We start from the raw sequence: 16195 nt of genomic DNA, 5'->3' as shown, positions 1-16195 counted from the left end.
AAAGGGATGGAAATGAGTAACAGGCGCAGAGGTATGACAGCCCTGATATGGTTAATGATTTCAGTTCTAGCACTTTCCGCACTGCCGTTGATGCCCACTGTTGGGAACGCGGCCACCACGAATGCACAGAATACCTATTATTACCAGAATGATACACAATTTAAGCATTACACACGAGGCATTCTTCGGCCTGATCAAGGCACAATTGAAATGACGATGCATCCTACGAAGCCGGCGGCGGAATCGGGAAATGATTATGAATTCGCCTTCTCGGTTACACCTTCACGATTTTTAGTTAGCGGCGGCAATACATTGTTAGGTATTTATATACCGCCTGCGGAAGAGAAGAACCAGTTAAGTTTCGTCATTCGAAAAAATGGGAGTGAATCTTTCTCGGGTTCGCTTGCCTCATTTGCTTATACCCCTGGAGAGCGTGTTAATGTGGCGTTAACTTGGAACTACTCTCCTTCAGATAACATTAGCCGAGTTCGTCTATATGTGAATGGGATTCAACAGCAGCTCTCGACCAAGAATGGAACCGTCAGTGAAGTGCCCATGACCGGTTCCCTGAGTGAAGATCTGTATGCCAATGTGCTTCAGGTCGAAAAGGCGGAGCCGTTCAATGTTGAACAACTCAAAATTTCAACGAGAGAATTATCAGCGTCGGAACTGCTAAGTGTGCCGGACAGTAAATTTAAGGCCGATAGCGATACAAGTCTTCTTGTTAAAAATGAGATGAAAACCGTAGAGCGCTATAGAACGAACTGGCATCGCTTAACAAATTACCACGTTCTGGCACCTGCGTGGCGTGCTGAAACACAGCAATATGTTGTAGGAGAAAACATTAGTTTTCCTATGCTTTCTCTGAATTACAGCGGTGAAGATCTCAATTATAACGTCAACATTGAAGCCACAGCCGTTAACCTCGATGTTGCCAACACGAACAATTCACCAATTCTGAGCAAAAATTTCACTGTGCAGTCCGATAATGATGGGAAATATGCGATTCACGACTTGGCTTTACCGGAGTTGAATGGTGAGGGCTATTACAAGTTGAAAACAACAGTATCCTCAGGTAGCAGCCCCATCGCCAATTATGATAGTGCCATTGCTGTACTTCCTGCGAATGATACGTCTGTCACTGATGGGGTCTACGCGGATTTCTATGGCTTTCATTCCAAATATGATTGGGATCCGAAAATTTGGACAGATGTGAATGCTCGAATAACGCGCACTTGGGCAGAAGCTAAAGTATTCCTTTGGAATGTTGTGGAACCTACGAAGGGCGCCTTCTATTGGGAGAAGTCCGATCAATACGTTGCCAAAAGCAAAGCAGCAGGGCTTGAAGTTCTAGGCGTGTTAGGCTACCCGTCCCGTTGGGCAGCGACGAAACCGACAGATGCGATTATGCAAACGAGCAATTTGGCACAGCGTCCTGAACGTTGGGTCCCGAATGATTTTGAGGGCGAGTGGGCCAATTATATTTATCAAACGGTTAGCCGCTATAAGGGCGAAGTGAAATATTGGGAAATTTATAATGAAGTCAATTTCAATGCGGAGTCCAGCGTTGCAGCGACATTAACGGGAACAGATACCCAATACATGGAATTGCTCAAAATTGCTTACCGAGAGGTCAAACGAGCAGATCCCAATGCACGAATTTTGACGAGCGGGTATTCGGATCACGCCGATAATGTGAAACTGCCGACGGCATTCTTTGATAATGCGGCTCTGTATCAGAATGGCGTCAACTATTTTGATATTTATAATGTTCATGGCTATGATGGCGCCAAATCCAACTCGAAAACGACACCCTGGGTGATTAAATTAAAGCAGGCTCGTCCGGGAACAGAGTATTGGATGAGTGAGCAGATGCATTTTACAACACCAGATCGAGATACCCGGTTGTACATGACCGTGGAATGGTTCGTCGATTATTTGAAAATGGGTTACAGCAAATTTATTAATATGGGCACGTTTGAAGTGTTCTTTAATCGCTATACCCTTTCACCGGAACCAGATTACTATGTGTTAGGTGTGTTCAATAACAAAATTCGCAAAGTGAGTTCCATCAAAGAGACGTTGACGTGGCCAGGAATCTCAACGAACACCTTCAGAGTCAGACAGTCCTTTGAATTAACCAATGGGAAAAGGCTGTCTATCCTTGGGGCGAACAACACAACGGCGGGAGCTTACGAATATGAATTGAGTGGAAATATAGCGTCTGCTGTCGATCTTTATGATCACCCGATTACAATAACAACGAAAGCTAACGGCAATAAAGTGATTCAAAGTTCGAATATTGCTTATATCGAAAGCACGGGACCAATTCAAGTGGTAAGTGCAGTCGCCCTAGAATCGAGACCGCTGCTCAGAAACGCTGATTTTATTAATTTAACCGGGGATGTCAGTATGGGCATGTGTACGACAATTCCCCAAGAATGGGAGTATTTATATACGGCTTCCAAAGGTGGCAGCGTCTGTACGGTTCAAGGTCAGCAAGCAGGCAACTATGCGGTTCAAATGAGTGCGACAGGCCAGGAGCGAGTTACGATCAAACAGACAGGAATCATGCCTACGAAATCCGGTACTTATAGATTATCTGCGAAAATTAAAAAAATAGATGGAAATCCGAATGTTTACTTGTGGTTTCAAGGTGCGGCCTATGCCGATAAACAAATGACTAACTTGGGGTCGGATTACGTGACGATTACCAAAGATATTTCAATAGATCCGGTGCCAAATAGTGGCGTTACTATTGGGATTGGTATGACGGCGAACAGCACGGGCAGCTTTGTTGTCGAATCACTCGATTTCGTCAATATCGATGAAGCTCCGCAACAGGTGACGATGCAGTTGGACGCTTCTAAAAAATCGTATGTCTCCTTAGCAGCTTCGGCAAATCAATCATATAGCGACGAAACGCCAGCAGGAGATGGGCAGGGGGGCTGGGCGGACTTTGGTCCAGAGAACATTGCAAACTCGAATTTCCAAACGGGGGAGCAAGTGATCGGCGGCATTCCTTATCAATTGCCATCGAGCATGACGGATCCCAGCGTTGTGATGATTGCCGGGGGATCGACAATCAGGCCAAATTTGCCAGTGAGCATGACGGGGATACCCGTTAATCAAAAGTTAAGTAAAATCGGATTCCTGCACACGTTAATGTATCCGACCGTAACAGGAGGTACAACGGTTGGTAATTATATCATTCATTATGCTGACGGCACGCAAGTGGCTCAACCTATTGTGTTCCAACAAAATATTGATGATTGGTATGTGCCTTCCATTAATCCAGCAGTCGTCATTGCCAAGAAATATACCATGTCGGCTGGGGGAGAACGCGCCGTGTTTAACACGTTGTTTACAAACCCGAATCCAGAGAAAACAATTACTACAATTGATATGATCGGGCAGTCCAAAGCCATTATTGCTTTGATGGGCATTACAGGCGAGGTCTTGAATTCGTAGTGTTAAACAGAAGAAAATGTCGGTATTAGCGCCTCGGCGCAACAAATCGTAAAGGAACGAAAGAGCCGCCCTTAAAGCGGCTCTTCATGAAGGAGTATGAGGCATGCCAAGAAAAGTGAACGTCATTAGCACCTGCTTTAACGAAGAACTCATTCAAGGCTCTACACAGGAAGACAATTTGCAAAGAGCTATGAACATGCTGGATGCTTTCTCAGAGCTGAAGCCCGATCTTATCTGTTTTCCTGAAGTATTTCTCGTAACCGGAGGTGATCATCACCATGAAACGCCAGAGGAATTGACGCAGCAAACGTACCATGCCCTCTCTAAACAAGCCGAGCGGCTCAACAGCTACATCATCGCAAGTGTTCACGAATGGATCGGTGGCAACAAATATGTCGCCGCTTGGTTATTTGACCGAGGAGGCAAAATGGCCGGGAGATATCTCAAATATTATCCGACCGATGGTGAAATGAAGCTTGATGGCATAACACCGGGAACTGAAATCCCTGTGTTTGAGACGGATTTCGGCAAAGTCGGCATTGCGATTTGTTTTGATATCGGCTATCCGGATCTATGGCATTCACTGAAATCGAAGGGTGCTGAGCTTGTCGTATGGCTGTCGGCGTATGACGGGGGCTTTCCACTTGAAGCTCATGCTTGGCTGAATTCCTACTATGTTGTCTCCTCAGTAAGGACGAATCATTCGAAGATTATTGATAAGACGGGCAAAGTTCTTGCATCGACTTCCAAGTGGGGAGGATGGACGGCAAGGACAATCGATTTGGAGAAACAAATCTTTCATATCGACAATCAGTATGACAGGTTGCTAGAAATTCAAAGAAGACTAGGAAGCAAAGTGACCATCGAAAGCTTTTCACAGGAAAATATATTCACGATTGAGTCCAATGATCAAGAGTGGCCCCTAACGAGAATACAAGAATTATTCAAGCTTGAAACCTATAAGGAATACCACATGAGGTCTGAGAACGTTCAGCAATCAAAAAGATAAGCAGATGTTTAACTCAATGAAGGAGTGTTAAAAATGACGCAGTCACCTGTACAATTTTCAGTTTTTACCAAACCGTGGAGAACAACTCCCGTGCAAGAGTTAGTGAAGTTCGTGAAAGAGAGCGGCTTTGACGGTGTAGAGTTTCCCTTACGAGAAGGATTCCAACTGGAGCCAGCTGATGCGGAAAAAGGGTTGCCGAAGTTAGCCGCCTATTTCGCTGATCATGGCTTGCGCATTTTTAGTGTAGCAAGTCAAACGGATGAGCGAATTTTTTCGGCTTGTGCAGAGGCCGGGATTCCTAGCATTCGAATTATGCCGGTAATTTCACCTGAGGCGGGCTATCTTCAATCCGTTGCCAATCTTCGTAAGAATTTAGAAGACGTGTCCCTGCTCTGCGAGAAATACGGAGTTAAAGTTGGTGTCCAGCAACATTACGGTGACTTTATTCCGGATTCTTCGGGTCTGATGCACTTACTGCAAGGTCTCAATCCTAATTATGTAGGTGCCGTCTGGGATTGCTCCCATGATGCTTTGGCAGGACAGCAGCCTGAATTTGGCTTGGACATTGTCTGGTCACATCTGCATATGGTCAATCTCAAAAATGTTTTCTATACTCGCAGCAACGGACCGGAAGCGGAGCAAGCACAATGGGACCGTCATTTTACTTCCGGACGTCAAGGGATGGCTTCTTGGGAACGTGTTGCGACATATCTGAAAAAACGAAAGTACGAGGGAGTAGTCTGTTTGACTGCGGAGTATACGGAGGAAACCGAAGTAGATCGACTGATTCGGGAAGATATTCGTTATGCAAAGTCACTTTTTTAGATAAGCATGAGCTTTGGGATAATGGTCAGAGAGTGGAAAGCTCAGGCATGCATGCTTCAAACTTTATATGGCAGTTAGAGGAAGGGAGTGAGCCTGTGACTAGGAAAATTGTTGTGCAGATACAACGAAACGAGTTGTCTGCTTTTTTGGAGCCGGATGCATGGGAGAAATTACAACAGTTAGGCGAGCTTGTTGTAAACCCGTTTGACCGTCCATTCACAGCAGAAGAATTAGAAAGCCATCTTGAGGATGCCTCCGCTTGCATTTCCACGTGGGGGAGTTCCTCCATTACAAAGGAGATGCTTGAGTCAGCCACTAAGCTTGAGTTGGTTGCTCATATGGCTGGTTCCGTGAAACATGTCATAGCGGCTGAAGCTTTTGATCGAGGAATAACTGTATTATCAGGAGGTCATGCCATCGCGCAATCGGTTGCAGAATCCATAGTAGCTCTGATACTCGCTGTGGGTCATCGAATTAAGCTTGTGGATGAGTCGATGCGTGGGAATGTGAGCTGGAAGTCTCCCGCGATGGAAGCGGATGAGCTGCGAGGAAAAACGGTAGGTTTTATCGCCCTTGGCATGGTGGCTCAGGAGGTCATTCGCTTGCTGCAGCCGTTCCAGGTGAAATTTATCGCTTATGATCCTTATATGAAATCGGAAAAGGCCGCAGCACTTGGCGTGGAATTGCTGCCTTTGCATGACGTGCTGACACGTGCACAGATCGTTTCTCTCCATCTGCCTATGATTCCCGAGACCGACCACATGATCGGACGAGAGGAGCTCCGCTTACTTCAGGATGATTGCTTGCTAATTAATACCTCCCGAGGAAGCGTCATTCATGAGGAAGCATTGATTGGGGAACTGCGAACGAACCGTTTTTTTGCCGCACTGGACGTATTTGAACAAGAACCATTGCCGCTGGGCAGTGAGCTCCGCCGATTGCCGAATGTGCTCGTCAGGCCGCATATTGCAGGTGTGAACCCATCTTCCCGTATGAGAATCGGAAGAGCTTTAGTCGAGGATATGCATCGTTACTTTAACGGAGAACCGATCGAGCACGGCGTGAGCAAAGCTCGGTTAGCCTTGATGACTTGATTGTTTGTTCAAATAATCGGAGACCTATAACTTAATACAGACTGCAACGAGGCAGCCGGCATTAACCGGCTGCCATTTCCAATCGGACAGGGTACTTGGGTAGTATTTTCGTGAATCTGCTTAGATCCCATGCTATTCGCATATTTACTAATAATTTTCTGCATTTTCCTCCGCATTTGTCAATCCTGCTGAACTTTTATAAGTCCAATCGTTGTAATCTTATAACCGCCAACAGAGATGATCTCCCCTGAAATGTCTGTGCCCTTTTTTTCTAAAATGTCACTGTGATACATAGGAAGCGGCGTATCATAGGCTGACCTTTCTTGTTTATGTCGTAAAATGATTAAACTATAGTGTATATACTTGATATTTGTGAGTATACATACTGCCTTTACAGTCCTGGGAATATTTTGAAAATGAACTTATTTCAAAATCCAAGGAATTAATTGAAACATTACAAGAGATTAATAAAAATATTCTTAAAGCAAATTGTTTTACTAAGTTAAGAATATTTGCTGCTCTAAAGCGTTGAACTAACGGATAAGTTTAGCATACGAACTTGCTTTAAAATTAGCTTCTTCGCTCTAAAATAATAATTTTAAGGATGAGGCCATTCGATTCCCCTTAATAATACGGTTCCATCAATACAAACACGACAACTCCGGTTAAGCTGACATATAGCCAGATCGGCATCGTCCAGCGGGCAATTCTACGATGTTTATGCAACTGGTTAGTCCATCCCCATACGAGTGCGAACAGGGCGAGCGGTACGATGATAGCGGCCAGAATGCTGTGAGAGATCAGAATGAAGAAATAAATCGGCCGGATAATACCTTCACCACCGAACCTCGCCGTCTCCAAAGACATGTAATGGAACGTTAAGTAGGAGACAAGGAACAGCAGTGTAGAAGAGAAGGCCGCGAGAATGAACCCTTTGTGAAGTTTTATGTTTTTCCTTAGGATTGCGATCAAAGCGGCTAGCAGGAAGATGAAGGTGAAGCTGTTCAACAGCCCATTGATTCTTGGAAAGATGGTAAGGTCGAAATTGATTTCCCCCTTGTAGCCAATCGGTGAGAAAAACAGTAGTAAAATAACGATATTTGCGACCAATGAGATGGTGACGATGGCAACCGTATAATTTTTGTTGCTAGCTTGCCTTGGTGTATGGTAGTTTTCGCTCATTTAATCCGAAGATCTCCTTTCCTATCACATGGTAATGGTTTCATTATAAACGGGTTTTGTTCGACAGCAATCAGACGTTAATGTCAAATTAGCAAAATCTTATTGACGATTTATCGTCTTTCAATGAACTAAGATGTGGCTGCTGACAGTATCGGCAGCCTTAGCTCAACGAAAGGGCAGGAGAGTTCGAATATACGGATACTTTCCTCAGTTTACGTCAGCAATCGTAGTAGTATTAATTTAACTAAATGTAGGTTAGGATGGGGCTGCAAATTGAACATTAGGACGGAACGAGTAAGTGATTATGGGTTGGTAAAACGGTTTTCATTTGGGACTCCAAACAAGGATTCAAAAAAACGGCCAAACTGCTAAAAGCATTTAAAGTTATACTGGGGTTAACAAGTTATCTACCCGATGATGGAGTCCAGCTTGATGGTTAACCTAATCAGGAACGAGAGTTCAACACAACGACTGCCCGCAGCAGCTCGTAATTGCACTATCGGACAGAAAAATTTAAGTATTGAAGCAATACAGCATAATGGTTATTATTACCATAATAATAAGAGGTGGGGTAATTAAATGTATATTTCGATTTTGAAACAACTTCATCATCATGAGAGGCGTTAATACATTCCTAAAGATTAGGGATGGGTTAACGCACTTCGCGCTTCCCATCCTGCGATATAAAACGCGCAGGACCCATGGGGTCTAGCGCGTTTTTTTGTTTACGAACGACGTAATTTAAGGAGGAGAGATTTTTGTACATTAGATTTCATGGTAATTATTCTAGTCCTAAGACTAAACAACCTTATGGCATCTTTGTTGTTATTTATCACTTATTTCGAGATGATAAGCTTACGGAAAGTGACAGCAAGCTTTACCTAGACACCAAAGAATGGTTCGAGCAGAATTTGCCCAATCCACCCTTCTACGATGACAACAATTCAGTGAATGCAGTAACATGGTTTAAGGATGGTAATAAGACCCCAGAGATGATAATCCACTTGGAGCCCTTCATTAATATTGCCAAGAAATATAACGTCGAAATAATTAAGTCCATTTCCAAAGAGCTTCCTGGCATACTTATTTATGAAGATGAATACCAAGTTGGAATTGTTCATCCTTGCACTAACGGGAACGATAGTTTGATGACGAAATTTGGATTATCCATCTTACATGATTGAGGCTGCTGATAGGTAGCTTCAATTGTTTTTTTGGACATGATGTTTATATATATCGAAAGGGGCAAAACAATTGAAGAATAACAAACCAGTAAAATTGGAGGATCTAATAAGTGAGATTGAGCTTCAAATTGATGATACTTTTACTTTTATTAACACTAATACAGGCGAAGTTATTACATTAATGAGAGAAGAAATGCGAGCTGCAGAAGATGAAGAACCACTTGAAAAGTTTCCTGACTGGCAAAGAGAAAATATTGAGAAAGCTATCATCATAACTGAGGATGAAGACGGGGTTTACCTGGACTTTACATTAAGAAACAACTTCAATGAATATCAAATCATAGAGGAGTTTATTATTAGTCATCAGGATCAAAAAAATAGAGAAGTATTGTATGACACCATTCAAGGAAGAGGAGCTTTTCGAAGATTTAAAGATAAGATAGTAGAACTTGGCGTTGATAGTCAATGGTACACATACAAAGATAGTAAAATAAAGCAATTAGTAATTGAATGGTGTAAGGAGCACAACTTAGAAATCCAGGATTAAGAACGGATCTTAAGGCTGCCGCGCTATTGAACTGCATCCCAATTGTTAGACACAACTAACAATTGAGGTGCAGTTCAAAAGAGTGACAGCCTCATTAAGTTATCGGGTAGTTTAGTGGAATAAATTGTATTTAGCTCAGGCGATATATGGTATCATTGGATTGTTTCAGCTTTTAAATGGTTGTACACATTTTGAGGCTTCAGAAACCTCAATTTCGGGTCAAAGGTGGTATTACTGCTTGACTCATCAAAAGGCTCGAATCCTCGCAGACATTCAAACGGTGATTGAATATATTCACCATCATCCTTGGGAAGACCTCAGCCTCCATGCCTTAGGCAATCTGACTAGACTTACTCCCCATTATTTTCATCGGATATTTAAAAATATCGTTCAAGAGACGCTTTATGATTATATCAGGAGGGTCCGCATCAATATGGCTGCAAGAAGGTTAATTTTTGATGATTCTTCTGTAACCCATATCGCTGAAGAGTGTGGTTTCAACTCCTTGGCCAGCTTTTCCCGTACGTTCAAGCAGCTAAGGGGAATATCGCCTTCCAAATATCGCGAGCGTTATCGGATGTCTTCACGAACTGTCGATTCGTTCGCTGTGGAGCGCTTCCGACATCGCATGACCGAGCCTGGAAGCAAAGATTCGGTACGTGGTCTCGAGGATGTGATTGCCTGGGCACGAGTTAAGGTGCAGGAGACGACCATTACGCATATTCCTGATGTTCAAGTAATTTACTATCGGCATCAGGGAGCTTTTTTGGATCAATTGAACATTTCCATGGCAAATCTTTTTTCAACCCTTTACCGTGAAGCCGCGCGCCATGGTTACGTATCCCGCAGCTCCAAAATGATTGCCTTGTCATATGATGATCCACATATAACTGCGCATGACAAGTGTAGATTTGAAGTCTGTATGACGATTGAGGGAAAACTAAGGAAATTACCGCAGCACGTAGAGAGCAAAATAATTCCCGGCGGCAAATACGTCCTTCTCTCAATAGCGCAAATACCGACGATCTCTTCGTTTCTATGGGAGCTTGTCGTACAGGAGTGGCTCCCGCATAGTGGATATTATTGGGATTTGGGACGGCCAACCATGGAAATTTACGTTCACTCTCCAAAGCAAGACCCCTATAATCGCCAAGTGTTCGACCTTTATATTCCCGTACGAACGAATGCTATTTTTTAAAAATCGCAAATATTGTTAAATCCCCCTTTCAAAATTATTTTATAATCAAAAGCAACTTGTATTAGAAAGGGATGAGGAAATGAAAAAGGCAAAAGAAGAACGAGGGAAGCAAGAAAACATCGTCTACGACATTCGAATTGAATTAAAACCTCCAATTCACATTGTTGGCCAGGCTGTGAGAACCTCAAACGCTCAGCAGGCCAAAGAACAGATTGTCCCCAGTTTGATGTTTGATTTTATGGCAACGCGCGTGAATCTGATTTCGGATCGAGTAAATAAGCAAGCTTTCTACGGCATATTGGATATGTCCGAGGAATCCTATGACAGCGATTTTTTTACTTGGATAGCAGGGGTTGAGGTCAGCTCAGCCAGTCAGCCTCCATCCGGTCTCCTTATGCGCGAATACCCTGCGATGCTTTACGCGGTAGTGACTTGTAGTGGCATTGTCCCCGTAAGTCTTTACTCGTATGTGTATCGAGAATGGATACCGAAATCAGACTATGACAATGCGGGCCGCTATGCGATCCAATATCATGGGCCTCAATTTAGGGGCATCTTAGATACTCATTCAAAAGTTGAAGTTTGGTTTCCGATCCGCCCTAAAGTGTTAGAAGGGGAGCCGGTATCTCCCGCAGATCAAGGAGAGGATGCCGAAGACGGTCCTCCGATTCAACCATGCGACAACGTCCCATGTATTGTGTACGATGGAGCCGATATCGATGTGCTGTGGGATGGCCATGAGGAAGCGACCCGGTGGTACGAGTCCCATTTGGGTTGGAGGGTTGAGCAAAAAGAAAGCTGGAAACCGGATCCGCGAGTTTCGGAAGGAAAAATGACTCATATGGGAAGTGGTGTTTGGTTGGAGTCTGTTATTACGAGGGAGCGATTGCCATATCATTACGCAGAGCGCGGTACCGTCGACCCCACCGTAAGATGGTGTTGGAAGACGCAGGATATCGAAATGGCTTATTCCAAATTTAAGCAAGACGGGATTCGAGCATCTGAAATGATGACCGGTCTGGATTCCCGGCGGTTTTTCGATATTTGGTGCACATTGGAAGGGGCAAGATTAACCATTCATGAAGATCCGAAGATGCTTGTAGATGGGTTTCACGACTCTGAAATCAGAATCGGTGTAAAAAATCTAGAACATGCAATGGAATGGTACCAACGTTTCGTGGGATTGAGACTGGTTGCGGTGTACCCAGACAAAGGCTACGCTCAGTTTACCCTTGGCGTGAATCATAAACCAGACAAAGTGCGTACCTGGATCTTGGAACAGCTTCCATCCGATTCGTTCCAAGGCAATATAGATGGTACCATTCGACCACGCTGCTTCATTGAAAACAGGGATGCTTTCTTTGACTACCATCAATTCCTCCGAAACAATGGAGTTCTGACAGGTGATTTAGGCGGGTTCGTTCAGCGAGGGTATGTTAAATTCCACTTCTACGACCCTGACGGTAATCGTTTTAATGTATGTGCTTTTTAGAGATCGTGCATTCCTAACAGAGGGTGGCTTATTGAAACTGTAAGTTCCGCTGCCAAATGGCTACTGCGGCAACGGAACATGTTGCTGAACTAACGTAAGAACGAGAGTGGAGTAGTGTGCCGAGGCAGCTGCTCCACTTTTCTATTCAACTAAAGGGCAGCCTAGTTACAAATAAAGGGAAAATTCTTGTTGCAGAGAATAGCTTGATTAATACATTTTTGGAGGTACTCTCATGTGGATATCAAATGAAGCAAATCGCGGGTTTCCACCTGATTTTAAAGTTAAATATAGATTTTTTTCACAAGAAGAAGGAGGTAGGAAAATACTACCTAGACAAGGATATAGAAGTGATTTTGCTTTAGAAGAGGATTTTTTGGACACAGGGATTGAGTTGAGAGTCATCCACCCTGAGTTCGAAGATGAGAACGGTGACATTATTATTAATGAGACACGTTCAGTATTAGAATCGGGCACCGCTAGAATGTGGATAATGTTTCCTAAAGCACGAAAGCAAAGACATATTCATGATATTAAAGTAGGACTAAAAGGATATTTTATGGAGGGACCAAGGTGTGTTGCTGAAGCCGAGATTATAGAAATTATCGGTTTATTTACAAACCCTAGAACTGAATAGAGATGGATTTAATGTTCCGTAAACGGATAACAATAGTCTATTAATAAGAGGTAGCCCTTTCTCAACTAGAGATAGGATTGTGTAATCATTCCACGAAGCACTATGTGTACTTTGAACAGATGAAAGGGTCTGTGTTAGCAATTTTACATGTTGACTCGCAAAAGGAGAGTATTAGGTATGGAAAGAATCCCAATCTTCTCTGTTCATTCAATCGATCGAAGTACGAACAATGAACTTCAAATGATTCATGGGAGAGCTCTTAATATTGTGGAATCATGTAGCAAACTTTTTATTCGGAATCCGTTTCAGATACCAGCCATTGTATTGTAGATATTATTAAAAACGATACCAATAAATTTTCTTCACTTAGTATTATGGACAGTGGAACTATTGCACTTAGAACAGAACAGATAGCTCCAATTAGTCATTATTTATATGGCGAGTCTGTAAATGAATATGTTCCGACTCCTTACTTACAGGATTCCTTTCTTGAAGCAGAATGCTGTTGGTTCTTTTTTTATAACCATGAAATAGAAATTCCTGAACAAGACTGGGTTAGACGTATGCTCGGTACATATGCGGTATCAAAAAAAGGGGATATGAGTCATACCTATAACTTCTCTGATGACCCGATTAAGCTTCAAGACTACTTACAGGCAATGTCAGCTTATTTCAAAAAAAAGTCACATAAGTAACCCAAGATTGGGCTAACGTAAAAACGTTAGCTTAAACAAACCTAGGAGCAGATTGCCGTGGCAGCTGTTCCTTTTGTTATTAAGCTATTGGACAGATTAACGTGGTGATTGACATGTTAATTATTGTATAATATTCCATGAACATTAAGTTGAGAGGGGATATGGAATGAGCACAATTAAAATCCACGAGACCCAGACTGAGAAGGAAAGATTATATAACAACGATAATTTTGTTAATGAGGACCTTCGCTCTATTCAAAATATTGAGGGTGGAGGACCAATTAAAAGAATTGATTTAAATACAATGCCACGTCCTTTAAAGGCATTCGGATACTTCTTCTTCTCAATATTAGTGTTATTTGGTGCGACAACAGTTTTAATCAGTTTTTTACGTTAAATACGACTACCACCTGCAACTTCTTACGAATGGAAGTAATTTGATACGGCACGTACCAAAACAGTTACGAGTGACAATAATTTATGCTTGGCAGGAGATTGTGAAAAGATTATCAAAGCAAAGGGATTATGCGATACACATCATCAGTGACAGTTTAGAACAGGATCCACAGAGTTAAAATCACAAATGAAGCAGAAGCAGTTTCTTCAAAGTGTATGTAGAGCGGCTGGATGCAATGTTCTGAGTGGTAGGCTAGGTTTGTGCCAAGAGCATTTAATTGAGTTTCAATTATAAGTTCTGATGTTACTACATTATTAAAACTTCATTACTCTAACGTAAGAACGATACTTCAATAACGCAGCCTGCTGGAGTGATCCTGCAGGCTGTTCAACGAAAAGGCAGTTTATGTTAATACAGTTTAGCTCAAAATTAACTCGAGAAACATGATTTTTAGATGAAGAAGTAACCGTAAGGCAAACAAAAAAAATTGTAACTCTAATGCTATGCTACAATTTAGCTATATGAAAACTTAGGGAGAGATTGAATTTGTTACCTTTATACGGAAAAATTTCCCTCACTGTCTGTATAATAATTATTCTGTTTAGTGTTTTTTTAATGCATCGATTCCAACAATCAAAACCCATTTTTAGCGAGAGAGTTCAGTGGATACTTTCGCCAATTATGGTAGTGTTATTAATTTTATCCGTCGTGTTTGTACTCATAGCTAAAGACCAGAAACACAGATTGGAAATGGCCAACTACATTGAAAATACAGGGGCTGTGGTAATTTCAATTGAATCTTCGAGAAAGAGTTTAACACCGTTTAAAGATCTGGATAAAGGTAAGGCACGCCCCAAAGATGATTACTACATCGTCACATACTCTTTAGAAGATAAAGTGAAAATGGCTTGGTTTAAAGGAGATAACGCTCTGTATAAAGGGACACCAACGAGTGAGAAGGAAAAAATGGATTTTTGACGGTCCATAAACTCTACGGGCTGCGATATCCTAGACTGATCGTTAAACTAACGGGCAGCATATTTACAATATATGGTAATGCTACAATAGGAATAAGTTGCCTATGTAAATAAGGGTATCATCTTTTATGTAAAGGAAAGGAGTATGGTTATGGTTAGTAAAGAAATAAGGGACATAATTGAAAATTATCTTGAAGCATACAATTCATTTGAAATTGAAAGAATGGTTGAACTTTTGCATAAGGACATAATATTTCGGAATATTTCCAATGGAGAAACCACAATGGAGACCAGAGGAATACAAGCATTTAGGGAGTTGGCAGAACAGTCGTCAACGATGTTCTCCAGCCGTCGCCAGACAATTACCGATTATAGTGTTAAAAATGACAAAGTAGAGGTCGGAATTGATTATGAAGGTATTCTTGCCGCGGATTTTCCTAATGGATTAAAGAGTGGGGATAAGCTGCAATTAAAAGGAAAGTCAACATTCGAGATTAAGGAAGGAAAAATCTCATTGATTGAAGATTACAGTTGATTACACCACACGTTTTTTAAGCTAACGTAAGAACGTTTGTTGAATACTCATGTTGCGGCAGCTGGTCACCCGATCGGCTGCCGTTGTCTATTAGTAACGGGCTGATTAATGAAATAATCTGCATGAATAAAATTATAAATGGAAACATATTACAATTTGGTTGCGTCTAATTCATTAGAATTAAACATTGGGAGTGATGAGTCTTTGAAAAAGTTTATTCTAGGATTAATTTGTGGAATCGCTTTAACTGCAACAACTGCTGTTTATGCTTCTGAATCTATTCAGGCATACTTGTTTCCAGTCAAAATTGAAATTAACGGACAAAGCAAGGAATTACCTAGTGAATACAAAGTTTTAAATTACAACGGGCATGCTTATGTTCCAATACGCTTTATAGGTGAAAGTCTTGGTTTAGGCGTAAGATATATAAATAGTTTAGAGTCAGGCAAAGTAATTTCGATAATGAATGAACCGACGGACGTGGATGAAACCACAAAAAAAATATGGAAAATTCAATATCAGTTGAAAATATTACAAGATCAAGCATTCGTAAAAGAACTTCTTGGAGATCCCACTTTAGTCAGCACTGATCAAAAGCAAGAACTGGTATGGAGATATGATATTTCAGCAAAGTCAAATTATAAATTCATGGATTTGGGACAGGGTTATAATATTGATTTCAATGCCTTGGAAAAAGGGGATCTAGGTGCCCAACTTTTTATTAGCTGGTCAGAAGAGGGGAGAATTATGCTGATCGATTTAGGGTATAAGCAAAAAAAATGGATATATCACTATTATCTTTCACCTGATAATTCTGGTATAAATCTGATGGAATAACAAAAAAGCGGCAACGAGACCTGGAAATAAACATTTCGAAGAGAAAACACAGCTTCACAGTTCCCACGCACCAATTATTTATCAATCAGGCAATTGTTTATTACGGGGAGAACATATA

14 protein-coding genes and 1 pseudogene are annotated in these 16195 nt (G+C 41.8%); 14 read left to right on the top strand and 1 reads right to left on the bottom strand.

Translation table 11 applies throughout. The annotated features are described in order from the left end of the window. Positions 1-6 precede the first annotated feature (6 nt). From GC096_RS00820 to GC096_RS00805, 4 genes are all read left to right on the top strand, one after another. Entirely contained in the window at positions 7-3471 is a 3465-nt protein-coding gene (locus tag GC096_RS00820; RefSeq protein ID WP_171628403.1) for an endo-1,4-beta-xylanase, read from the top strand. A gap of 103 nt (positions 3472-3574) precedes the next feature. Then, positions 3575-4480 (top strand): carbon-nitrogen hydrolase family protein, encoded by a 906-nt coding sequence (locus GC096_RS00815; RefSeq protein WP_171628402.1) that lies wholly within the window; start codon positions 3575-3577, stop codon positions 4478-4480. A gap of 33 nt (positions 4481-4513) precedes the next feature. After that, positions 4514-5305: a sugar phosphate isomerase/epimerase family protein gene (locus GC096_RS00810; RefSeq protein WP_171628401.1), complete on the top strand. Its 792-nt coding sequence runs from the start codon at positions 4514-4516 to the stop codon at positions 5303-5305. Between the two features lie 95 nt (positions 5306-5400). Continuing rightward, on the top strand, positions 5401-6399 hold the full coding sequence (locus GC096_RS00805; protein WP_171628400.1) for a hydroxyacid dehydrogenase: 999 nt from the start codon (positions 5401-5403) through the stop codon (positions 6397-6399). 624 nt (positions 6400-7023) lie between these two features. On the opposite strand, the gene GC096_RS00800 is transcribed toward GC096_RS00805, so the two are convergent. Then, positions 7024-7581, bottom strand: coding sequence for a DUF420 domain-containing protein (locus tag GC096_RS00800; protein WP_171628399.1), 558 nt, complete (start codon positions 7579-7581; stop codon positions 7024-7026). Between the two features lie 314 nt (positions 7582-7895). On the opposite strand from GC096_RS00800, the pseudogene GC096_RS39685 reads away from it, so the two are divergent. The 10 genes and pseudogenes from GC096_RS39685 to GC096_RS00755 all read left to right on the top strand — a co-directional run. Next, a pseudogene (locus GC096_RS39685) lies at positions 7896-8021 on the top strand (DUF3977 family protein); the annotation flags it as partial. Between the two features lie 318 nt (positions 8022-8339). Continuing rightward, positions 8340-8765 carry a hypothetical protein gene (locus GC096_RS00795; RefSeq protein WP_171628398.1) on the top strand — a complete coding sequence of 142 codons (426 nt, stop codon included), beginning with the start codon at positions 8340-8342 and terminating at the stop codon, positions 8763-8765. Positions 8766-8835: 70 nt separating this feature from the next. Next, complete coding sequence (locus GC096_RS00790; protein WP_171628397.1) at positions 8836-9312, top strand: UPF0158 family protein; 477 nt, start codon at positions 8836-8838, stop codon at positions 9310-9312. A gap of 238 nt (positions 9313-9550) precedes the next feature. Continuing rightward, positions 9551-10510: an AraC family transcriptional regulator gene (locus tag GC096_RS00785; protein WP_171628396.1), complete on the top strand. Its 960-nt coding sequence runs from the start codon at positions 9551-9553 to the stop codon at positions 10508-10510. Positions 10511-10589: 79 nt separating this feature from the next. Then, positions 10590-12002 (top strand): effector binding domain-containing protein, encoded by a 1413-nt coding sequence (locus tag GC096_RS00780; protein WP_171628395.1) that lies wholly within the window; start codon positions 10590-10592, stop codon positions 12000-12002. 232 nt (positions 12003-12234) lie between these two features. After that, entirely contained in the window at positions 12235-12636 is a 402-nt protein-coding gene (locus tag GC096_RS00775; RefSeq protein WP_171628394.1) for a hypothetical protein, read from the top strand. A gap of 861 nt (positions 12637-13497) precedes the next feature. Next, positions 13498-13728, top strand: a complete 231-nt coding sequence (locus tag GC096_RS00770) for a hypothetical protein (protein ID WP_171628393.1) — start codon at positions 13498-13500, stop codon at positions 13726-13728. Positions 13729-14274: 546 nt separating this feature from the next. Beyond that, positions 14275-14706, top strand: a complete 432-nt coding sequence (locus GC096_RS00765) for a hypothetical protein (RefSeq protein ID WP_171628392.1) — start codon at positions 14275-14277, stop codon at positions 14704-14706. Positions 14707-14856: 150 nt separating this feature from the next. Next, the gene (locus GC096_RS00760) at positions 14857-15240 is read left to right on the top strand and encodes a nuclear transport factor 2 family protein (protein WP_171628391.1); all 384 of its coding nucleotides are present in this window, start codon (positions 14857-14859) and stop codon (positions 15238-15240) included. A gap of 204 nt (positions 15241-15444) precedes the next feature. Then, positions 15445-16077: a stalk domain-containing protein gene (locus GC096_RS00755; RefSeq protein ID WP_171628390.1), complete on the top strand. Its 633-nt coding sequence runs from the start codon at positions 15445-15447 to the stop codon at positions 16075-16077. Positions 16078-16195 lie beyond the last annotated feature (118 nt).

The sequence above is a fragment of the Paenibacillus plantarum genome (genome assembly GCF_013141695.1).
Classification (GTDB): Bacteria; Bacillota; Bacilli; order Paenibacillales; family NBRC-103111; genus Paenibacillus_E; species Paenibacillus_E plantarum.
This window is presented reverse-complemented; position numbering and strand designations above follow the sequence as displayed.